The organism is Arsenicicoccus dermatophilus (assembly GCF_046267915.1).
Lineage (GTDB): Bacteria > Actinomycetota > Actinomycetes > Actinomycetales > Dermatophilaceae > Arsenicicoccus > Arsenicicoccus dermatophilus_A.
The window spans coordinates 1,259,957-1,279,389 of the sequence record NZ_CP176520.1; the positions used below are offsets into that span (position 1 = coordinate 1,259,957).

Below are 19,433 nucleotides of genomic sequence, written 5' to 3' on the forward strand. Positions count from 1 at the left end.
GAGGAGACCGTGAGCGTCAGCCCGAACCACGGCGGCACCCTTGCCGAGAAGGTGTGGGAATCCCATGTCGTGCACCGCGCCGACGGCGAGCCCGACCTGCTCTACATCGACCTGCACCTGCTTCACGAGGTGACCAGCCCTCAGGCCTTCGACGGACTGCGCCTCGCGGGGCGCACCGTGCGCCGCCCGGATCTGACGCTCGCCACCGAGGACCACAACGTCCCCACCACACCGGGCCCGATCACCGACCCGGTGAGCCTGACCCAGGTGGAGACCTTACGCCGCAACTGCGCCGAGCTCGGCATCCCGTTGCGCCCGATGGGTGACCCCGAGCAGGGGATCGTGCACGTCGTGGGCCCGCAGCTTGGCCTCACCCAGCCGGGGATGACGGTCGTCTGCGGCGACTCCCACACCTCCACCCACGGCGCCTTCGGGGCGCTGGCCCTCGGCATCGGCACGTCCGAGGTCGAGCACGTCCTGGCCACCCAGACCCTGCCGCTCAGGCCCTTCCGGACCATGGCGGTCACCGTCGAGGGCGAGCTGCCGGCCGGGGTCACGGCCAAGGACCTGGTCCTCGCGGTCATCGCCCGGATCGGTACGGGCGGGGGGCAGGGCCACGTGATCGAGTACCGCGGCCCCGCCATCCGCTCGCTGTCGATGGAGGCGCGGATGACGGTCTGCAACATGTCGATCGAGGCCGGGGCCCGAGCGGGCATGATCGCCCCGGACCAGGTGACCTTCGACTACCTGCGGGGACGTCCGCACGCCCCCACCGGTGCGGACTGGGACGCCGCCGTCGCGGCCTGGTCGCGACTGCGCTCGGACGACGACGCGACCTTCGACCGCGAGGTCGTCATCGACGCGACGACGCTGTCCCCGCACGTCACCTGGGGCACGAACCCCGGCCAGGGGCTGCCCCTGTCGGCCGAGGTGCCGGATCCGGACGCGCTCGGGGACGACGACGCGGCGGCCGACGCGCGCCGCGCCCTCGACTACATGGGTCTGCGAGCAGGTATGCCGCTCAAGGACATCCCTGTCGACGCGGTCTTCGTCGGGTCGTGCACCAACGGCCGCATCGAGGACCTGCGGGAGGTCGCGGAGGTGCTGCGGGGCCGCGAGATCGCCGACGGGGTGCGGATGCTCGTCGTCCCCGGATCGGCCCGGGTGCAGCAGCAGGCCGAGTCCGAGGGCCTGCACGAGGTGTTCACCGCTGCCGGGGCGCAGTGGCGCCTGCCCGGGTGCTCGATGTGCCTGGCGATGAATCCGGACCGCCTCGGGCCGGGGGAGCGCTGCGCCTCCACCTCCAACCGCAACTTCGAGGGGCGGCAGGGTCCGGGCGGGCGCACCCACCTGGTCTCACCCGCCGTCGCCGCCGCCACCGCCGTGCGCGGCACGCTCGCCGGCCCGGCCGACCTGCCAGCCCGCCCTACCTCGACCGAAGGAGCGTGAGCCGTGGAGCCGTTCGTCGTCCACACCGGAGTCGGGGTGCCCCTGCGCCGCAGCAACGTCGACACCGACCAGATCATCCCGGCCGAATACCTCAAGCGGGTGTCGCGCACGGGCTTCCAGGACGGCCTGTTCGCGGGCTGGCGCTCGGACCCGGGCTTCGTGCTGGCCGATCCGGCGTATGCCGGCGGGACGATCCTCGTGGCCGGCCCCGACTTCGGCACCGGCTCCTCGCGCGAGCACGCGGTGTGGGCGCTGATGGATCACGGCTTCCGGGTGGTGATCTCGTCCCGCTTCGCCGACATCTTCCGGGGGAACTCCGGCAAGGCGGGCCTGCTGACGGCGGCCGTCGCCCAGTCCGACGTCGAGCTGCTCTGGAAGCTGCTGGAGCACGACCCGGGCGCCGCGGTGACGGTGGACCTGCAGGAGCGGCAGGTCCGTTGCGGGGAGCTGGTCGCCCCCTTCGAGATCGACGACTACACCCGCTGGCGGCTCCTGGAGGGGCTGGACGACATCGGCCTGACCCTGCGCCACGAGGCGGCGATCACGGCCTTCGAGGCGCGTCGACCGGGCCGTCTCCCGAGCACGCTCACCCGATCGGCGTAGCAACACGCCAAGAGGCCGAGAGTTATTTTTCGGCGCCTCGACCCGACCTCTGGGAGCCGCCCCGAGATCCCCTGGCGCATCCGTTCGTTCGGCCCGACGGACGGTCATCTATACGTGTTCATTCGACTACTCTGAGTGAAGTATGTTGTGTCGCAGTGCTTTCGGTCAGAGGGTCGAGAGGGGGCCCCGCCCGGACGGGATCTGCGCAGGCCAGGGGCCACGCGACCGTGGCTCGTCCCACCGGCTCCCCCCGCCCCCCAAAGTCCTTGTCGGGCAAGTGGTCCAACTTCCCGAATTCGTAGACGTGGCCCCGCCGATTACCTACCGTCGAGGACAGGTCGAGCCTTGGCAGGGCGCAGGGGTCCTTCCCTCGACCGACGCGGTGACGACCGGCAGCCTGCCGGACGCAACGGACATGTGGAGGGAATGTGAACAAGGCAGATCTGCTCGATGCCCTCGAGGGGCGCCTCGGCAGCCGCAGGGCCGCGTCGGAGGCCGTCGAGGCCATCGTCGACGTCATCATCCGCGAGGTCGCCGGCGGCGGCAGCGTGGGCATCACGGGGTTCGGCACCTTCGAGCGGGCCGCGCGCGCCGCTCGGACCGGTCGCAACCCCCGCACCGGTGAGACGGTCCGCATCAAGAAGACCAACGTGCCGAAGTTCCGCCCGGGCGCGCAGTTCAAGGACGTCGTCGCCGACCCCAGGAAGCTCCCGAAGTCGGGTATCGCCGGGGCTCGCGCCAACTCCGCCTCCGCGCTGGGCGCCCGCACCCCCGCCACCAAGGTCGCCTCGGCCGCGGTCAAGAAGGCCGCGGTCAAGAAGACCGCCGCGGCCAAGACCCCGGCCCCGGTCACCAAGGCTGCCCCCAAGAAGGACGCGCCCGGCACCACGGGCACGAAAGCCGCCAAGGCCACGCCCAAGGCGTCGGGCAAGAAGGACGCCAAGAAGTAGCGCCTGCCCGCGCCCCGATCGCCCGCCGTCTCCGTCGGAGGCGGCGGGCGGTCCGCGTCCGGAGCGGTACGGCTGCGGCGCCGCGCGGTCCGGCTCGGTGCCCGCGACGTAGCAGGCCCCGGCGCGCCGACCTCAGTCCGGGGCGCCGAGGGAGAGGACCATCGCGGTGTGCCGCCCCACCCCGAGCTGCGCGACCCGCGCCAGGTCGGCCCGGACGTCGACGTCCAGCCGCAGCCGCTCGGGAACCTCGACCAGGGTGGTGAGGTCGACCGCCTGCTCCCCGTGGCGCCCGGCGGACCCGGGCCCGAAGGCCGGGGCGAGCGCGAGACCGGGGGCGGCGGTGAGGAGCACGGTTCCCGTCCCGTCCCGGTCGGGCACGAAGCCGCGCGGCACCCCCGTCGCCGCCAGCAGCACCGATCGCAGGTCGTCCGGGTGCATCCCCGGCAGGTCGCCGAGCAGCGCGGCCACGCCGGGCGCCTCGTGCCCGGCCGTGCGGGCCGCCGTCACGGCATACGACGCACCGGCCCGCAGAGCCGCGTCCAGATCACCCCCCGGGTCGGGCAGGACCGGCACCCCCCACGAGCCCATGTGGGCCTGCAGCGCCTCGTCGCCGGTCACCACCACCAGGGCAGCGGCGCCCAGGCAGTGCCGGGCGGCGTTGATGGTGTCCAGGGCGATGCTCATCGCCAGGAAGTTGCGCGAGATGCCCTCCGGGGGCACGAGACGGGACTTGCCCGTGACCGTGTCCTTGACGGGGATCACGACGCGCCAGGGGAAGGGCTGGGGTGCGGAGGAGTCGGACATCGGATCCATCCTCCCAGGTGCGCCACGCCGGGTCGCGCAGGTCGACAGGACGCAGGTGCTGCACGATCATGGCCCCTGCGGGTCAGCCGTCCGGGATCCTCCCGGCCGACCGCAGGGCGAAGGGATCACCGTGGGCCGAGCGCCGAGGATCAGGCTGCCGTGGGCATATCGGGCGTGCGTGGTGATCGCCAAGACTGCCGTGGTGCCCCTGACCCGGCGGGTATGGCGGGGGACCGAGCACCTGGACCGCCCCGGCGGGGTCGTCGTCTGCGCCAACCACCTCTCGCACGTGGACTTCCTGGTGCTCGCGCACTTCCTCTACGACAACGGGCGACCGCCGTTCTTCCTCGCCAAGGAGTCGGTGTTCCGCACACCCGTCCTCGGTCGTCTCGCCGCGCTGGCCGGCCAGATCCCCGTCTATCGCAACACCGGTCGCGCCGTCGAGGCCTATCGCACCGCCGTGGGAGCGATCCGGGCGGGCAAGACGGTGCCGATCTACCCGGAGGGGACCATCACCCGGGACCCGCAGCTGTGGCCGATGACCGGCAAGACCGGTGCGGCCCGCATCGCCCTGGAGACCGGCTGCCCGGTGATCCCCGTGGCGCAGTGGGGACCGCAGGAGATCATGGCGCCCTATTCTGGCCGGCTGCGGCCGTTCCCACGCAAGACGGTGACCGTGCTCGCCGGCCCGCCGGTGGACCTCACGGACCTGCAGGGCCGGCCGGTCACGGGTGAGGTGGTGCGTGAGGCCACCGACCGGATCGTCGCCGACATCGTGCGCCTGCTGGAGGAGCTGCGCGGTGAGCCGGCTCCCGTCGAGCGCTACGACCTGCGCCGTCAGGGCGACGGCCGCGGGCCCGGCGCCGTCGCGGGGGGTCGCGCGTGAGCCCGCGGGTGGCCGTGCTGGGCACCGGCAGCTGGGGCACGGCCTTCTCCACGGTCCTGGCGGACGCCGGGTGCACGGTGACCATGTGGGGCCGGCGCACCGAGGTCACCGGCGAGATCCGCGAGCGCCACACCAACGCGCAGTACCTGCCGGGTCTGCCGCTCTCCGCGGCGATCTCGGCCACGTCCGACGTCGCCGAGGCCGTGGCCGGCGTCGAGGCCGTGGTGCTGGCGGTGCCGTCCCAGAGCCTGCGGGCCAACCTCGCCGGGTGGGCGGGCACCCTGCCGCGCGAGGCGACCTATGTCTCGCTCATGAAGGGGATCGAGCGCGGCACCGGCCGGCGTATGACGGAGGTCATCAGCGAAGTCGGCGCCATCGACCCCGTGCGGGTGGCCGTCGTGACCGGTCCTAACCTCGCCAAGGAGATCGTGCGTCACGACCCCGCCGCGAGCGTCGTGGCCTCCGCCTCGCGCGAGACCGCCGAGCGGGTGGCCCACCTGTGCGCGACGCCCTACTTCCGTCCGTACACCGAGACCGACGTCGTCGGCTGCGAGCTGGGCGGGGCGACCAAGAACGTCGTGGCCCTCGCGGTCGGCATGGCCGAGGGGCTGGGGCTGGGTGACAACTCCAAGGCCTCGATCATCACCCGGGGCCTGGCCGAGACCACCCGGCTCGGGGTCCGGCTCGGGGCCGACCCGCTGACCTTCTCCGGGCTCGCGGGCGTGGGAGACCTCATCGCGACGTGCATGTCGCCGCTGTCCCGCAACCACTCCTTCGGGGTCAAGCTCGGCCAGGGCCTGTCCGTGGACGAGATCGTCGCGGAGACCCGCCAGGTCGCCGAGGGCGTGGAGTCGGCCGAGTCGATCCTGGCGCTCGCCCGTTCGGTGGCGGTGGACATGCCGATCGTCGAGCAGGTCGCGGCCGTCGTCCACGACGGGCGCGAACCGCAGGAGGTCGTGACCGCGCTGATGTCGCGGGCCCGCAAGTCCGAGCGGCGCTGACCCGACCGGATCGGCTGGTCCCGCCTGCCGTGCCCGGACGGGCGCGGCTCAACCGAGTCGGTCCAGGGCCTGCTCCAGGTCGCGCCACAGGTCCTCGACGTCCTCGATGCCCACGGAGAGACGCACCAGGTCCTCCGGCACGACGGTAGGCTCGTTGGCGTGTCGGCGGCGCCGCTCCAGCAGCGACTCCACCCCGCCCAGGCTGGTGGCATCGGTCCACAGCCGGGTGCCGCCCGCGAGCCGGTCGGCGGCGTCCGCGCCGCCGCGGACCTCGATCGACACGATGGCGCCGAGCCCCGGGTAGCGCACCCGGGACACCGCCGGGTGGGCCGCCAGCCGCTCGGCCAGCGCCCGCGCCGAGGCCTGGGCCCGCTCGACCCGCAGCGCGAGCGTGCGCATCCCGCGCAGCGCGAGCCAGGTCTCGTGCGGCCCGGGCACGGCGCCGTGCAGCGTCCGGTGGGTGTGCAGTCGCTCGGTCAGGGCGGGGTCGCGGCTCACGGTGGCGCCCAGCAGCACGTCGGAGTGGCCGGCGAGGTACTTCGTGGCCGAGTGGACCACGACGTCGGCCCCGAGGTCGAGGGGGCGCTGCAGGATCGGCGTAGCGAAGGTGTTGTCGCACACCACCACCGCGTCCTGCGCCCGGGCCGCGGCGGCGATCTCGCCCAGGTCGGCGACCACGAGGAGGGGATTGGTCGGCGACTCCAGCCACACCAGGTCGGCCCCGTCCAGCGCCCGCCGCACGCTCCCGGTGTCGGCCGGGTCCACGCGCCGCACCTGTCCCAGCCGCCCTGACCGCTGGCAGGACTCGAGCAGCGACAAGGTGGTGTTGTAGGCCCCGTCCGGCACCGCGACCACACCCGCGACCGGGGCCAGGTCGAGGGCCGCCGCGACAGCCGCCATACCGCTGGCGAAGGCGAGCGCCGAGCCTCCTTCGAGGGAGCCCAGGGTCTCCTCGAAGGCCGTCCAGGTGGTGTTCCCGGCTCGGGAGTAGGCGATCTCCCCACCCTTGACGAAGGTCGTGGACAGCTCCACGGGCACGTTGACGGGTGCTCCGGGTTCGCGCGGCGGGCGGCCGAGGGCGACGACGCGGGTGGCGGGGCTCCAGTCCATGACGACACGGTATGACGGCCCGCGCCCCTCACCTCGGCGGACGGTCGGGTGCGTGTCGGGCGCCGCCCGCCTCAGGACCTCGGGGCCTCGCGGTAGTGGTAGTGGTGGTGCACCTGCCACCCGAGGGAGGTGTAGAGCCCGCGGGCGACGGTGTTGTCCTCCAGCACCTGCAGGTAGCCGAATCGTCCGCCGCAGCGCCGGGTCTCGCGGGCCGCCTCGTGGATCGCCGCCCGCCCCCACCCGCGCCCCCGCAGGTGCGGGACCAGCACCAGGTCGGTCAGTCCGCCCCAGTCCGCCACGAGCGCGACCCGGGCCCGGCCCACCGGCGCGCCCTCGTGCCGCAGCGTGAGGTAGCGCGCCCGGGAGGCCGTCATCACCGCCGCCGCCTGCGGATGGACCGGGTCGGACACGGCCAGCCAGTCCGGGTCCGGCCGATCCGACCAGGTCACCGAGAGAGCCGCGGGCACAGGGGAGTCCGCATGCCGCCGCAGGTCGGTCACCAGCGTCAGCGAGGGCGCGCACCGGACCAGGCCTCGCTCGTCGAGGAGCCGGTCCACCGGCCCGGACGAGTCGCTGTCCGGCGTCACCTGGAAGGTCGGGACGAGCCCCCGCTCGCGGTAGCGCTCCTGCGCCAGGTCGATCGCGGCCGCCACGTCGCATCCCGGATCACCCGCCACCAGTGCGGAGTTCGCCCGCCGGGTGTGCCCGCCGGCATACCGCAGCAGCCAGCCGCCCAGCCGTTCCTGCTCCAGGCCGGGCCAGCCCCGGGCCGCGAGGCGCTGCAGGTCGTCGGGGGAGGAGGTGGGGCGCACGGCGCGCGGCGGGACGGCCCGGGCGGCGCTCACCTGGCTGACCGGCACCAGGACCGGTCCCCGGTCCTCGGGCAGCAGGGTCCACCCGTCCGCGTCCGCGGCGACGAGCAGCCCCACCACATCCCGCACGTCGGCGCCGGTGTCCACGCGCACGGCATACCGCTGACCGATGACCATGGTGGGCAGGCTCATCCGCCGACCCTAGCGAGCCGAGCCAGGCCGGGTCACGGGGGACCAGGCCGGGACGAGCCGGACCAGGCCTGGTCGGACCCGGGTCCGCCTCGCCGGGCGCGGGCGCCGCGCGAGGGGAGTGGCGGCAACGCCGAGGGCCCGGACCGCCGACGCGGTCCGGGCCCTCGGGCAGGGTGCGCCGGCTCAGACCAGCGGGACCCGGACGTAGGACAGGACGTCCTGGTCGCCCTGGTGCGCCTTGGTGTTGACGGTCACCTTGAGGTAGTCGTCGGCCTTGTCGGACCCGTCCACGGTGATGCGGTGGAGCTTGGGAGCCGGCGTGGTCAGGTCGTAGCGCTGCAGCCACACCGAGCCGGCCGCGAGCGGGCGGTCGTCGGTGTAGACGTGCGAGTCGCCGTCGAACAGGTAGCTCGCGCCGCGGAAGGAGTTGGACTCCTCGGTCAGCGCCTTGATCACGGGGACGAAGGAGTTGTTCTCCGTGAGCTTCCAGCCGTCGTAGCTGCCGTCGAACATGTCGGCCTGCATGGAGATCACGACGGCTCGGGCGCGGGAGGCCCGGGCCTGGGCATAGGCCGCGTGGATCTCGGCGACGGCGGCTGCGGTGCGGTCGACGACCTCCGCGGCCTGCTCGGGCGTGGGAGCGGTCTTGCCGGTCCAGGGCGCCATCGAGTTGTTGGAGCCGACCACGTGGGTGATGGCGAAGACGACGCCGGCCTGCTGCCAGCGCACGTTCTCGGGGAAGCCGATGCCGGTCTGGGCGTTGACGGCCAGCCGGCTCTTGCCCAGGGTCAGGCCCGGCTGGCCGAAGAAGGTCTTGCGGATGGTGGCCAGGCGCTCGAGGGGGTCGTAGCCGCCGTTGTTGGCCCGGTGGCAGTCGGTCCACTCGTTGTCGCCGGGGGTGTAGACGAGCGGGTCCTCGAAGCGGTCGAACTGACCCTTGACCCAGCGGAAGTACTCGTCGGAGCAGACCGTGGAGCCGTTCTTGATGTCGCCGACGTGGATGACCAGGCGGACGTCCTTGTCCGCGTTGATCTTCGCGACGTCCTGGGGGAAGCGGGCGATCTTGGCCGCGCCGTAGGGCGTGTCGCCGATGACGGCGAAGGTGTAGCCCTGGTCACGGCCCTGGTGCCGGCCGTGGTCGGGGCCGGCGGCGGACGCCGGGGCGGCGGTGAGGGTGAGGGCCAGGGCGGCGGAGCCGAGCCCGGCGAGGAGGCGGGTGCGCATGGGGGTTGACCTTCCGGTGGGGGTGCCGAATGTCCGCATCCTCCTCTGCGCGGGTGTCGTGCGTCCGACGACGGAACGACGTCCAGGCCAACAGGTCGTATGTCGACGCCCCTGGTCAGCGGCGTGGCTCAGTGCGGCAGCAGGGCCGGGCGGTCCGGCGTCGCGAGCGTCAGCACGGCCTCCTCGACCATCTCGTGGGTGCGCAGCTCGGTGGCGAGCCGGTCCAGGACCACGGCGACGTCGTGCTCGCTCTGGTCGCCGACGAGGTCGACGGCGGCGACGAGGAAGACCTTGTCCGGGCCCACCCACTCCAGGTGCAGGTAGGTCACCCGCTCGATCTCGGGGTGCTCCAGCAGCGTTCGCAGCGCCCGGTCGCGGGTCTCGACCGAGACCGCCTGCCCGGTGAGGAAGTCGCGGTTGCGGCCGATCAGGAAGACCGCGACCACCCCGAGCAGCAGGCCGACGAGGATGGAGCCGATCGCGTCCCACACGGGGTTGCCCGTCAGCTGGTGCAGCAGGATCCCGGCCCCCGCGATGAGCAGGCCGACCAGGGCGGCGGTGTCCTCGGCGACGACGGCCCGCAGCGTGGGGTTGGGGGTCGTCCAGATGTAGCGGGCGGGGGTGAGACCGCGCTCGCCGGCCTCCTTGCGGGTCTGGCGCATGGCCTGGGCCCAGGAGACGGCCTCGAGGACGAAGGACACCCCGAGCACGACGTACGCCCAGAGGTAGTCCGCCTCCTCCTCCGCGTGCTGCAGGGAGGTGATCCCGTGCCAGATGGAGACGACGGCGCCGGCGGTGAACAGCCCGAAGGCCGCGAACATGGACCAGACGTAGGCCTCCCGGCCGTAGCCGAGCGGGTGCGACCGGTCCCGCGGCTGGGCCGACTTGCGCTCGGCGAGGACGAGGAAGACCTCGTTGCCCGCGTCGGCCCAGGAGTGCGCGGCCTCGGCGACCATGGAGGCCGATCCGGTCATCATCGCCACCACGGACTTGGCGATCGCGATGAGGGTGTTGGCGGCCAGGGCCACGAGGACGGTGAGCATGCTCTCCCCGCCCTTGGCCTGCTCGGTGGAGGGGGTGGGTCCGTCGCTGTCGTTCACCGGTCCATTGTCCCCCCCGGCGCCGGATCCGTCAGCGGCAGCGGTGCCCGTTGCCGGGCAAGGTGCGCACGGCCGGCGCGAAGGCACCCACCCGCAGCGGTGCCGGGGCGTAGCGGCGGGGCACCAGCACCTCGACGGCCGGATCGGTGCCGTAGGACGTCAGCCGCTGGCCGTCGCTCAGGTCGCGGACCACCCAGTCCACGCCGTCGGCGGAGACGCACTGCTCGGTCGTCGGGGCGAGGGCAGGCACGCCGCAGCGCGCGATCACGGCGGGATCGCCCCAGGCGGCCGCTGCCCGGGCACCACCCTGGACGTCGTCGCGCCGAGGCAGGCCGGCCACGACGGTCGGCCACCGGTCGGCGACCCGGGCGCAGGCCACGGAGCCGTCGGCCGCGGCCGGCGCCACCTGCAGGGCGCGCGGGTGCAGCAGCCACAACGTCACGGCCACCGCTGCGAGGGCGCAGACGGTGGCCGTGACGATCGTGCGCCGGTCGACGCGGGCATCCATGGGACGGTGCTCAGGCGTGCACGACCGTGCAGGTGAGGGTGCGGGTGATCCCCTGGATGTCCTGGATCTTGGCGATGACGAGCTGACCGAGCTCGTTGACGTTGTCGGCCTCGACGCGGGCGATCACGTCGTAGGGGCCGGTGACCTCCTCGGCCTTGACGACGCCGTGGATCGCGCCGACGGCCTCGGACACCGCGGACGACTTGCCGACCTCGGACTGGATCAGGATGTAGGCCTGGACCATGCGAATCCTCCACTCGTGCAGGGTGCCCGCCGCGACGTGCGACGGGGGCGGGACCTCGGGCGGTGCCGCGTCCTCGTCACGGTAGCGTGCAGACCTCACTCGAGCGCCACGGAGGTCCGCATGTCAGATGGTCCGGTCCTGGCCGACGCGAGCCCGGCGCGCCCGCTGTGGCTGCGCGACCTGTCCGAGGAGGAGCTGCTCGCCCGGATCCTCCCGGTGTATGCCGCGGCCTGCGGCCGGGAGGGTGACATCCTGCTCGGTCCCGGGGACGACGCCGCCGTCGTGGCCGCCCCCTCGGGGTCCGTCGTCGCCACCACCGACACGATGGTCCTCGGCCACGACTGGCGCGACGACTGGTCCTCGCCGCAGGACGTGGGCCACAAGCTGGTGACCCAGAACGTCGCCGACGTCGCCGCGATGGGGGCCCGACCGACCGGGCTGCTCGTCACCCTGGCCGCGCACCGGGACCTGGAGGTGGCCTGGGTCGAGGGCTTCGCGCACGGGATCGCCCGGGCCGCCGCGGCCTACGACGTCACCGTGGTCGGCGGGGACCTGTCGGGCGCGCCGGAGGGCGTGATCGTGGTGACCATCACCGCGCTGGGCGACCTGGAGGGCCGGGAACCGGTGCGCCGCAGCGGTGCCCGCCCGGGCGACCTGCTGGCGGTGCACGGCTCGCTGGGCGAGTCCGGGGCCGGGTGGTGGTTGTACGAGCACGGCTACCGGCCGGACCACGCCGGCCCGTGGTCCGGCGACGGCGAGCCGACGCCGCAGTGGCGTCGGGCGGGGGCGATGGACCACCTGATGGGGGTGCACCGGACTCCGGTCACCCATCCCGGGTCGGGTGCCCTGGCGGCCCGGGCCGGGGCCACGGCGATGATCGACCTGTCCGACGGGCTGGTGCGCGACGCCGGCCGGATCGCGCGGGCCTCGGGGGTGCGCATCGACCTGGACGGGGAGGCGCTGCAGCGCGACTTCGTCGCCCCGCTGGTCGAGGTGCTGCCCGAGGGTGTCGCCTGGCAGCAGGTGCTCACGGGGGGCGAGGAACACTCGCTCGTCGCGACCGTCCCCGCCGACTCGCCGCTGCTGCGCGACCAGGACGACCCGGACGGCCGCTGGTGGGTGATCGGCCGGGTGCTGCCCTTCGCGGAGGAGGAGCCGGCCGTCACCCTCGACGGCGCGCCGGTGTCGGGGCAGGGCTGGGACCACTTCGGCGGCTGATCGTCCGCGTCACCCACTCCAGCGGCCCCGCCGACAGCGGGAAGGGCAGCCACGCCCGCCAGGCCCCCAGGACGGCGGCGAGCACCACCACGTGCCCGGCATAGGTCGGCCACCCGGTCAGCTCGGGACGGGCCCGCAGGACCGTCTCGGTCGCGGGCAGCAGCAGGACGTGCAGGGTGTAGGCCGACAGGGTCATCGACCCCAGCGCCGCCACCGACCGCACCGGTGGCGACCCACCCCACGTCGCGGCGCGGCCGATCGCCAGGCACGCGGCCAGCACCACCAGGGCGGCGCCCGCGCTGACGAGCATGCTGGGCGTGGAGGGCAAGTAGGGCCCGACCAGCAGCAACCGCTCGGGGACGTCCGGCAGCGGGGTGTGGTGCCGGGCCGCGGCGGCCTCGACGTCGAGCAGCCCGGGTCGTCCGGTCAGGAGCACCGCGAGGATCCCGCCGACCCGGCCGACGAGCAGCAGCGCCATACCCGCCGCCAGGATCGCGCGGACGTCGGCGGGAGCGCCGGGGCGCAGCCAGGCCCGGGCCGCGAGGACGCCGAGCAGGCCCAGGGTGGTCCAGGTGAGCGCCGGATAGCTGGTGGCGCACAGCAGCGTGACCAGGGCACGACCTGGGTCGGTGAGCTCGGACCAGCCCACGTCGGGGGACCAGGGCCGAGGGGCGAAGGGACATCGGGCCAGGTGCGCCACGACCGGTCCCGCGAGCGCCAGGGTGGCGACCCCGCCCAGCACCGCCGCGGAGCGGGCGCGGGCGGCCCAGGTCGCGGCGGCGCTCACCACGGCGAGGGGCACCAGGACGATCGCCGCGCGCGTGTCCAGCTGGGCCAGGGTCAGGCCCACGACCGCGAGCACCAGGACGCGCACGCCCCCGTCGCGGACGGTGGCGCCCCGGGCGATCGCCAGCTGTGCGCCCACGCCCACCAGGACGGCGAACAGCACCGCGTGGACGTCCCACAGCACCTGGCTGGGCAGGCCACCCACCAGGTGGTTGACCAGGATCCCCAGCAGGGCGACGCCGCGGGCGAGGTCGACCCCGACGAGGCGGGCAGGGGGCGGGGTGCCGGCCGACGAGCGCCCGCGGCCGTCCCTGCCCTCGTGGGACCGGAGACGCGAGAAGGCGACACCCGTCATGGGTGCCGCCCTCTCGCGGTGGTTCGTGGGTGCGTCAGCGCTTGACCTTGCCGGCCTTCAGGCAGGAGGTGCACACGTTGAGGCGCTTGGGGGTCATGCCCGCCTCGCCGACCTTCGCCTTGACGCGCTGGATGTTGGGGGTCCAGGTGCGCTTGTTGCGACGGTGCGAGTGCGAGATGCTGTGCCCGAAGGACGGGCCCTTGCCGCAGACATCGCAGTTGGCAGCCACGGGAGTTCTCCTACGTTCGTCGACAGTCGGTTCGCGCCCCGTGGCCGCGCCGGTGGGCGCAGCTGTCCGGCGCAGGCAGGCGCCAGGCAGGTGGGGCAACCGCTCTAGCGTATCCGACCCGCACCTCAGGGCCAAACCGTCGGAGCGGCCCACCGACGCGTACCCTCGGGTCCGCACGCCCGGCCCGGTCCGGACGCGCCCTGCCGAGGGGTCGCCTTCCTCCCGTAGGCTCCGAGGACCTCGACCCCCCACGGAGGTGCCCGATGTCGCCACGCCGCCCCCCGAACGCGCCGCTGGACGTCCTGGACGGGCACGCCCTGCGCCGCTGGGCGGTGCGGGCCCAGCACGCCCTGCGCGAGGAGCGCGAGGCCATCGACGCCCTCAACGTCTACCCCGTGCCCGACGGCGACACCGGCACCAACATGTTCCTCACCCTCGACTCGGCCGTCACCCGGACCGCGTCCGTCGGCGAGGAGGAGAAGCTCACGGTCTTCGCCCGGGCGGCGGTCCTCGGGGCACGCGGCAACTCCGGGGTCATCGTCTCCCAGCTCGTCCGCGGGCTGCTCGACGTCCTGGAACGACCCGCCCGGTCCGGCGGCGCGGACGCCGGGGTGCTGGCCCGCGCCTTCCGGCGCGCCTCCGACCTGGCCTACGCCGCGGTGGGCGACCCCGCCGAGGGCACCATCCTCACCGTCGCCCGGTCCGCCGCGGAGGCCGCCGAGGCCCGTGCCCGGCAGGCCCAGGCCACCGTCGCCGCCGTCGTCGACGACGCGCTGCACGCGGCCGAGGAGGCGCTGCAACGCACCCCTGACCAGCTGACCCCGCTGCGCACCGCCGGTGTGGTCGACGCGGGCGCCTCGGGGCTGGTGGCGGTCCTGGGCGCGCTGCAGCAGGTCGTCCACGGCCACGCCCCCCGGCGACCGAGCTCGCCGGGGGGCGTGGCCGTGGACGACCTGGGCTACGGCGTCGCCCACGGGGAGGAGCTGCCCACGGACTGCTCCGGGCCACGCTACGAGGTCGTGCACGTCCTGCACGGCGGCACCCCCGACGAGCTGCGGGACCTGCGGGGTGCCCTCGCCCGGATCGGCGACAGCGTCGTGGTGGCGTCCGCGGGCGACGTGGCGCGCGTCCACGCCCACGTCGACGACGTCGAGGAGGCGGTCCGCCTGGCCGGGGCGGTCGGGGTCGTCGGTGACCTGGCCGTCACCGACCTGCACGCGCAGGTCAGCGCGCAGCGCGGGGCCCGGCTGCGCGAGACCGGGCCGGTCGTCCTGGTCCACGCCGAGGGTCAGGCGCTGCGCGAGCTGTATGCCGGGGAGGGCGCGGTCCTCACCGCCGAGCCCCTCGCCGCCGCGGCCGAGCACCCGGACCGTGACCTGCTGCTGCTCACCGGATCCCACGAGGGGGTCGAGCCCCTGGCGGAGAAGCTGCGCCGCGACGGCCGCCGCGCGGAGGCCGTGGACGCCGGTTCGGACCTGGCGGCGCTCGCCGCCCTGGCCGTGCTCGACCGGGAGGCGCCGCTCGCCGAGGCGGCCGCGGGCCTGCGCGAGGTGGTGGGTGTCATCCGCAGCGGCTCGGTCACCAGGCGCGCCGCGGACCCCGGCGACGCCACCTGCGAGGGCGGCCGCCCCGCCCTGGTGGCGCGGGCCGAGGACGTCGAGGTCGCCACGGGCGACGACCCGGTCGAGCTCGGGCTGGCCGTGGTCGCGCACCTGCTGGCCTCCGGGGGCGAGCTGGTCTCGCTGCTGGGCGGCACCGTCGAGGCCGCCGCGCTGCGCACCCTCGCCGCCCGCGTCCAGGCCGAGTACCCGGGGGTCGAGGCCTTGGCCCACGAGGGTGGTTCTCCGGCCTACCTCCTGCTCGTGGGGGTGGAGTAGGTGGCGGGCGGGGTCAGCTGGTCCGACGGACCCGCCGAGCCGGGCGCCTCGCGTAGCACCCCCTTGCGGTCGCTGCTCGGCGACAAGACCGCGACCGTGCTGGCGCAGGTGGGGCTGGAGACGGCGGGCGACCTGCTCGGGTGGTTCCCCCGCACCTACCTCGAGCCACGCCTGTCCACGAGCCGGCTGGTCGAGGGGGAGCACCTGGTCGTCGTCGCCCGCGTGATGCGCGCGTCGGTGCAGCCGATCCGCTCCAACCCGCGCAAGAAGCTGCTGCGCGCGACCATCACCGACGGCACCGCCGAGATCGACCTGACCTTCTTCAGCCACTGGGGGCCCGCCAAGGACCTGCAGCCCGGGGTGCTCGCGGTGTTCTCCGGCAAGGCCGGCACCTTCAACGGCCGCTGGCAGCTCGCGCACCCGGACTACCAGGTGATCGGGGAGGAGGGCGAGGCCCGCCTCGACGGGCTGCTGCCGGTCTATCGAGCGGTCGACAAGCTCAGCTCCTGGAACCTCGCCACCGCCATGGGGATCGTGCTCGACGCCGTGGGGGAGATCCCGGACCCGGTGCCGGCCGACCTGCTCGCCCGGCACGAGCTCGGCGACCTGACGAGCTCGCTGCGCGCCATCCACCAGCCCGCCGGCTGGCCCGACGTCGAGAGCGCCCGCCGCCGGCTGCGCTACGACGAGGCCCTGCTCCTGCAGACGGCCCTCGTCCAGCGCCGGCTGGCCGCCGTGGCCGACGAGGGCACCGCCCGACCCGGCCGCCCGGGTGGGCTGGTCGCGGCCTTCGACGCCGCGCTGCCGTTCGCCCTGACCGCGGGGCAGCGGCAGGTGGGGGAGGAGCTCGCCCGGGCGCTCGCCGAGCCGACGCCGATGCACCGGCTGCTGCAGGGCGACGTCGGCTCCGGCAAGACGGTGGTGGCGCTGCGGGCGATGCTGCAGGTCGTCGACTCCGGCGGCCAGGCGGCGCTGCTCGCCCCCACCGAGGTGCTCGCCGCCCAGCACGAGCGGTCGATCCGCGCCCTGCTGGGTCCGCTCGCGGAGGGCGGGTTGCTCGGCGGCGCCGAGGACGCCACCCGGGTGGTCCTGCTCGCCGGGTCGATGTCCGCCGACGCCCGGCGCCGGGCGCTGTCGGAGGCGGCTTCCGGGCAGGCCGGGATCGTCATCGGCACGCATGCCCTCATCCAGGACGCCGTGTCCTTCGCCGACCTGGGTCTGGTCGTGGTCGACGAGCAGCACCGCTTCGGCGTCGAGCAGCGGGACGCCCTGCGGGCCAAGGCCGCCCGCCCACCCCACGTGCTGGTGATGACCGCGACGCCCATCCCGCGGTCGGTGGCGATGACGGTCTTCGGCGACATGGACACCGCCACCCTGCGCGAGCTTCCCGCGGGCCGCACCCCGATCACCACCCACGTCGTCAAGCAGCAGGCCGCGGCCTGGATGGACCGGGTGTGGCAGATCGTCGCCGACGAGGTGGCCGCGGGACGCCAGGCGTACGTCGTCTGCTCGCGGATCGGGGGCGACGACGCCGGGGCCGCCGACGACGCGCCGGAGGCGGCGTGGGACACGGAGGCCGACGAGGCCGGCGGCTCCGAGCCGCGCCCGGTCGCCGTGAGCCTGCTGGACGCCCACCAGCGGCTCGTCGACGCCACGCCGCAGCTCGCGGACGTCCGGATCGGCCTGGTGCACGGCCGCCTGTCCGGGGAGGACAAGGACGCCGTGATGCGGCGCTTCGCGGCGGGTGAGATCGACGTGCTCGTGGCCACCACCGTCGTCGAGGTCGGGGTGGACGTGCCCAACGCCACGGTGATGGTGATCCTGGACGCCGACCGCTTCGGGATCAGCCAGCTGCACCAGCTGCGCGGCCGGGTGGGGCGGGGCGGACACCCCGGCACCTGCTTCCTCGCCACCCAGGTCGACCCGGACGCCGGGGGAGCCGCCCAGCTGCCCGGCGCACCCGCGGACGAGGGACAGCCACTGGCCTGGCAGCGGCTGTCGGCGGTCGCCGGCACCACCGACGGCTTCGAGCTCGCCGAGCGCGACCTGGAGCTGCGCGGCGAGGGCGACGTGCTCGGCGCGGCCCAGAGCGGGCGGCGGCGCCGGGTGCGGCTGCTGCGGCTCACCCGCGACGCCGGCCTCGTCGCTCAGGCCCGGGAGGACGCCCAGGGTCTGCTGGGCGAGGATCCCGACCTCGGGGGCCACCCCGTGCTGGCGGCCTGGCTGCGGGAGACGCTCGACGACGAGAGCGCCGCCTATCTGGAGCGCGGCTGACCTAGGGTGCTGCCGTGACCCGCATCATCGCCGGCAGCGCCGGAGGCCGCCGCCTCGCCACCCCCTCCGGTGCGGGCACCCGCCCGACCAGCGACCGGGTGCGCGAGGCCATCTTCAGCCGGCTCGACCACCTCGACGTCCTGCCCGGCGCCCACGTCCTCGACCTCTACGCCGGGTCCGGTGCCCTCGGGCTCGAGACCCTGTCCCGCGGCGCCGCGAGCGCCCTGCTCGTCGAGTCCGACCGCGCCGCCGCGCAGGTGATCTCGCGCAACGCCGCCGACCTCGGGCTGCGCGGTGCGACGGTGCGCCGCGACACCGTGGCCCGGGTGCTCGCCGCCGCGCCCCCGCAGCCGATGGACCTGGTGCTCGTCGACCCGCCGTACGCCGTGGACGACGACGCGCTCGCCGCCGTGCTCGCGGCGCTCGTGGACCAGGGCTGGCTGGCGCCGGGTGCGGTCCTCGTCGTGGAGCGCTCCTCCCGGTCCGCGGCGCCGCGCTGGCCGGAGGGGATCGAGCCGCTGGCCGACAAGAAGTACGGCGAGACCACGATCCACTACGCCGAGCACGTCGCGGACCCCGCCGCGTAGGGTCGACCTCGTGACCACCCGACGCTGCCTCTGCCCCGGCTCCTACGACCCCGTGACCCTGGGTCACGTGGACGTCGTCGAGCGGGCCAGCCGGCTCTACGACGAGGTCGTCGTGGGGGTGCTGTTCAACCCCGCCAAGGCGGACTCGGGGATGTTCCCGGTGCCGGAGCGCACCCGTCTGGTCGAGCAGTCCGTCGCGCACCTGCCCAACGTCACCGTCGGTGCCTACGGCGAGGGTCTGCTCGTCGACCTGTGCGCGCGACTGCAGGTCACCGCGATCGTCAAGGGGCTGAGGTCGGGCACCGACTTCGCCTACGAGCTGCCGATGGCGCTGATGAACAAGCACCTCACCGGGATCGAGACGGTCTTCCTGCCCGGTGACCCGTCCTTCGAGCACGTCTCCTCGTCGCTGGTCAAGGAGGTGTGGCGGCTCGGCGGCTACGGCCTGGACCTGGTGCCGGAGCCGGTGGCCGCCGCCCTGCGGGAGCGCGGTCGCTGACGCATTTGGGTGGGGCCACCCGGTCCGGTAGTCTTGTGCGTCGGTCTGCGTGTGTGCGTGCGACTCGGTCTCGAGCCGGGCGCCCGGGCGTGCGTCGACCGAGCAGCACGTCGTAGCCTCACCGCCATACCGCCCACTCAGACCGCCCGGTTGGAGCCATGTCCCCACTCGACCCCCGCTCGCCCCTGGTGTTCCACACCAGGGAGCTCGGGCGTCGGCCCGGGTCCATGCACACCGAGCGCCGCGAGGTGCCGGCCCCCGAGGACCTCGGGACGGACGTCATCGCGGTCCCGACCGGCAGCCCTGTCGACCTCGACCTGCGCTACGAGTCCGTCCTGGAGGGCGTGCTCGTGTCCGGGACCGTGACCGCGACCGCGACCGGCGCGTGCGTGCGGTGCCTGGACGAGGTGCGTCTCCCCGTCGAGACGACCTTCCAGGAGCTGTTCGCCTACGCCGACCGCGCTCGTCACCACGAGGAGGTCGCGGGCGAGGACGACGACGACCTGCGCGAGCTGGAGGGCGACCTCCTGGACCTCGAGCCGGTGCTGCGGGACGCGGTGGTGCCCACGCTGCCGTTCCAGCCGGTGTGCCGGGCCGACTGCCCGGGGCTGTGCTCCCAGTGCGGAGAGCGCCTCGCGGACGACCCGGACCACCAGCACGACGTGATCGACCCCCGGTGGTCGGCACTGCAAGGCCTGACCATCAACGAAGAGAAGAGGAACTGA

General features: G+C 74.4%; 20 protein-coding genes. 11 read left to right on the forward strand and 9 right to left on the reverse strand.

Annotated elements, in window-relative coordinates; all coding sequences use genetic code 11:
• The first annotated feature begins 9 nt into the window (after nucleotides 1-9).
• From leuC to ACK2IS_RS06220, 3 genes are all read left to right on the forward strand, one after another.
• Nucleotides 10-1,449 (forward strand): 3-isopropylmalate dehydratase large subunit, encoded by a 1,440-nt coding sequence (gene leuC, locus ACK2IS_RS06210; protein ID WP_409485274.1) that lies wholly within the window; start codon nucleotides 10-12, stop codon nucleotides 1,447-1,449.
• 3 nt (nucleotides 1,450-1,452) lie between these two features.
• A complete protein-coding gene (gene leuD / locus ACK2IS_RS06215; RefSeq protein WP_409485275.1) occupies nucleotides 1,453-2,052 on the forward strand; it encodes a 3-isopropylmalate dehydratase small subunit in 600 nt (199 codons plus the stop codon).
• Between the two features lie 428 nt (nucleotides 2,053-2,480).
• Complete coding sequence (locus ACK2IS_RS06220; protein WP_409485276.1) at nucleotides 2,481-3,002, forward strand: HU family DNA-binding protein; 522 nt, start codon at nucleotides 2,481-2,483, stop codon at nucleotides 3,000-3,002.
• Nucleotides 3,003-3,134: 132 nt separating this feature from the next.
• On the opposite strand, the gene cofC is transcribed toward ACK2IS_RS06220, so the two are convergent.
• On the reverse strand, nucleotides 3,135-3,806 hold the full coding sequence (gene cofC, locus ACK2IS_RS06225) for a 2-phospho-L-lactate guanylyltransferase (protein WP_409485277.1): 672 nt from the start codon (nucleotides 3,804-3,806) through the stop codon (nucleotides 3,135-3,137).
• A gap of 178 nt (nucleotides 3,807-3,984) precedes the next feature.
• On the opposite strand from cofC, the gene ACK2IS_RS06230 reads away from it, so the two are divergent.
• Together ACK2IS_RS06230 and ACK2IS_RS06235 are read left to right on the forward strand one after the other, a co-directional pair.
• Complete coding sequence (locus ACK2IS_RS06230) at nucleotides 3,985-4,692, forward strand: lysophospholipid acyltransferase family protein (protein WP_409485278.1); 708 nt, start codon at nucleotides 3,985-3,987, stop codon at nucleotides 4,690-4,692.
• Nucleotides 4,689-5,693: an NAD(P)H-dependent glycerol-3-phosphate dehydrogenase gene (locus ACK2IS_RS06235; protein ID WP_409485279.1), complete on the forward strand. Its 1,005-nt coding sequence runs from the start codon at nucleotides 4,689-4,691 to the stop codon at nucleotides 5,691-5,693. Before ACK2IS_RS06230 ends, ACK2IS_RS06235 begins: the two co-directional genes overlap by 4 nt.
• 48 nt (nucleotides 5,694-5,741) lie before the next feature.
• On the opposite strand, the gene ACK2IS_RS06240 is transcribed toward ACK2IS_RS06235, so the two are convergent.
• The 6 genes from ACK2IS_RS06240 to ACK2IS_RS06265 form a co-directional block, all read right to left on the reverse strand.
• Entirely contained in the window at nucleotides 5,742-6,803 is a 1,062-nt protein-coding gene (locus ACK2IS_RS06240) for a trans-sulfuration enzyme family protein (RefSeq protein WP_409485280.1), read from the reverse strand.
• A gap of 71 nt (nucleotides 6,804-6,874) precedes the next feature.
• Nucleotides 6,875-7,807: a GNAT family N-acetyltransferase gene (locus ACK2IS_RS06245; protein ID WP_409485281.1), complete on the reverse strand. Its 933-nt coding sequence runs from the start codon at nucleotides 7,805-7,807 to the stop codon at nucleotides 6,875-6,877.
• Nucleotides 7,808-7,990: 183 nt separating this feature from the next.
• Nucleotides 7,991-9,031, reverse strand: coding sequence for a metallophosphoesterase (locus ACK2IS_RS06250; RefSeq protein WP_409485282.1), 1,041 nt, complete (start codon nucleotides 9,029-9,031; stop codon nucleotides 7,991-7,993).
• A 128-nt stretch (nucleotides 9,032-9,159) separates the two neighbouring features.
• Nucleotides 9,160-10,074, reverse strand: a complete 915-nt coding sequence (locus tag ACK2IS_RS06255; RefSeq protein WP_409485641.1) for a cation diffusion facilitator family transporter — start codon at nucleotides 10,072-10,074, stop codon at nucleotides 9,160-9,162.
• An 88-nt stretch (nucleotides 10,075-10,162) separates the two neighbouring features.
• A complete protein-coding gene (locus tag ACK2IS_RS06260; RefSeq protein ID WP_409485283.1) occupies nucleotides 10,163-10,639 on the reverse strand; it encodes a DUF3515 family protein in 477 nt (158 codons plus the stop codon).
• A 10-nt stretch (nucleotides 10,640-10,649) separates the two neighbouring features.
• Nucleotides 10,650-10,883 carry an Lrp/AsnC ligand binding domain-containing protein gene (locus tag ACK2IS_RS06265; protein WP_409485284.1) on the reverse strand — a complete coding sequence of 78 codons (234 nt, stop codon included), beginning with the start codon at nucleotides 10,881-10,883 and terminating at the stop codon, nucleotides 10,650-10,652.
• Between the two features lie 120 nt (nucleotides 10,884-11,003).
• On the opposite strand from ACK2IS_RS06265, the gene thiL reads away from it, so the two are divergent.
• The gene (gene thiL, locus ACK2IS_RS06270; RefSeq protein WP_409485285.1) at nucleotides 11,004-12,101 is read left to right on the forward strand and encodes a thiamine-phosphate kinase; all 1,098 of its coding nucleotides are present in this window, start codon (nucleotides 11,004-11,006) and stop codon (nucleotides 12,099-12,101) included.
• Here the strand turns inward: thiL and ACK2IS_RS06275 are convergent.
• Both ACK2IS_RS06275 and rpmB read right to left on the reverse strand, forming a co-directional pair.
• On the reverse strand, nucleotides 12,046-13,242 hold the full coding sequence (locus tag ACK2IS_RS06275; protein ID WP_409485286.1) for a hypothetical protein: 1,197 nt from the start codon (nucleotides 13,240-13,242) through the stop codon (nucleotides 12,046-12,048). The two genes, thiL and ACK2IS_RS06275, sit on opposite strands and share 56 nt — an antisense overlap.
• Before the next feature lie 34 nt (nucleotides 13,243-13,276).
• Nucleotides 13,277-13,471, reverse strand: a complete 195-nt coding sequence (rpmB, locus tag ACK2IS_RS06280) for a 50S ribosomal protein L28 (RefSeq protein WP_241451921.1) — start codon at nucleotides 13,469-13,471, stop codon at nucleotides 13,277-13,279.
• Nucleotides 13,472-13,734: 263 nt separating this feature from the next.
• Here rpmB and ACK2IS_RS06285 point away from each other — a divergent pair, with 263 nt between their 5' ends.
• From ACK2IS_RS06285 to ACK2IS_RS06305, 5 genes are all read left to right on the forward strand, one after another.
• Nucleotides 13,735-15,348 carry a DAK2 domain-containing protein gene (locus tag ACK2IS_RS06285; protein ID WP_409485287.1) on the forward strand — a complete coding sequence of 538 codons (1,614 nt, stop codon included), beginning with the start codon at nucleotides 13,735-13,737 and terminating at the stop codon, nucleotides 15,346-15,348.
• Complete coding sequence (locus ACK2IS_RS06290) at nucleotides 15,349-17,622, forward strand: ATP-dependent DNA helicase RecG (protein ID WP_409485288.1); 2,274 nt, start codon at nucleotides 15,349-15,351, stop codon at nucleotides 17,620-17,622.
• A gap of 14 nt (nucleotides 17,623-17,636) precedes the next feature.
• A complete protein-coding gene (rsmD, locus tag ACK2IS_RS06295) occupies nucleotides 17,637-18,209 on the forward strand; it encodes a 16S rRNA (guanine(966)-N(2))-methyltransferase RsmD (protein WP_409485289.1) in 573 nt (190 codons plus the stop codon).
• Nucleotides 18,210-18,219: 10 nt separating this feature from the next.
• Nucleotides 18,220-18,708, forward strand: coding sequence for a pantetheine-phosphate adenylyltransferase (gene coaD, locus ACK2IS_RS06300; protein WP_409485290.1), 489 nt, complete (start codon nucleotides 18,220-18,222; stop codon nucleotides 18,706-18,708).
• Nucleotides 18,709-18,866: 158 nt separating this feature from the next.
• Nucleotides 18,867-19,433, forward strand: a complete 567-nt coding sequence (locus ACK2IS_RS06305) for a YceD family protein (RefSeq protein ID WP_409485291.1) — start codon at nucleotides 18,867-18,869, stop codon at nucleotides 19,431-19,433.

Excerpts from the sequence above, each read along its gene's own strand:
- cofC (WP_409485277.1), bottom strand. The coding sequence starts at position 3,806 with ATGTCCGACTCCTCCGCACCCCAGCCCTTCCCCTGGCGCGTCGTGATC.
- ACK2IS_RS06260 (WP_409485283.1), bottom strand. The coding sequence starts at position 10,639 with ATGGATGCCCGCGTCGACCGGCGCACGATCGTCACGGCCACCGTCTGC.
- ACK2IS_RS06265 (WP_409485284.1), bottom strand. The coding sequence starts at position 10,883 with ATGGTCCAGGCCTACATCCTGATCCAGTCCGAGGTCGGCAAGTCGTCC.
- ACK2IS_RS06305 (WP_409485291.1), top strand. The coding sequence starts at position 18,867 with ATGTCCCCACTCGACCCCCGCTCGCCCCTGGTGTTCCACACCAGGGAG.
- thiL (WP_409485285.1), top strand. The coding sequence starts at position 11,004 with ATGTCAGATGGTCCGGTCCTGGCCGACGCGAGCCCGGCGCGCCCGCTG.
- ACK2IS_RS06275 (WP_409485286.1), bottom strand. The coding sequence starts at position 13,242 with ATGACGGGTGTCGCCTTCTCGCGTCTCCGGTCCCACGAGGGCAGGGAC.
- ACK2IS_RS06240 (WP_409485280.1), bottom strand. The coding sequence starts at position 6,803 with ATGGACTGGAGCCCCGCCACCCGCGTCGTCGCCCTCGGCCGCCCGCCG.
- ACK2IS_RS06255 (WP_409485641.1), bottom strand. The coding sequence starts at position 10,074 with ATGCTCACCGTCCTCGTGGCCCTGGCCGCCAACACCCTCATCGCGATC.
- ACK2IS_RS06250 (WP_409485282.1), bottom strand. The coding sequence starts at position 9,031 with ATGCGCACCCGCCTCCTCGCCGGGCTCGGCTCCGCCGCCCTGGCCCTC.
- ACK2IS_RS06285 (WP_409485287.1), top strand. The coding sequence starts at position 13,735 with ATGTCGCCACGCCGCCCCCCGAACGCGCCGCTGGACGTCCTGGACGGG.
- ACK2IS_RS06245 (WP_409485281.1), bottom strand. The coding sequence starts at position 7,807 with ATGAGCCTGCCCACCATGGTCATCGGTCAGCGGTATGCCGTGCGCGTG.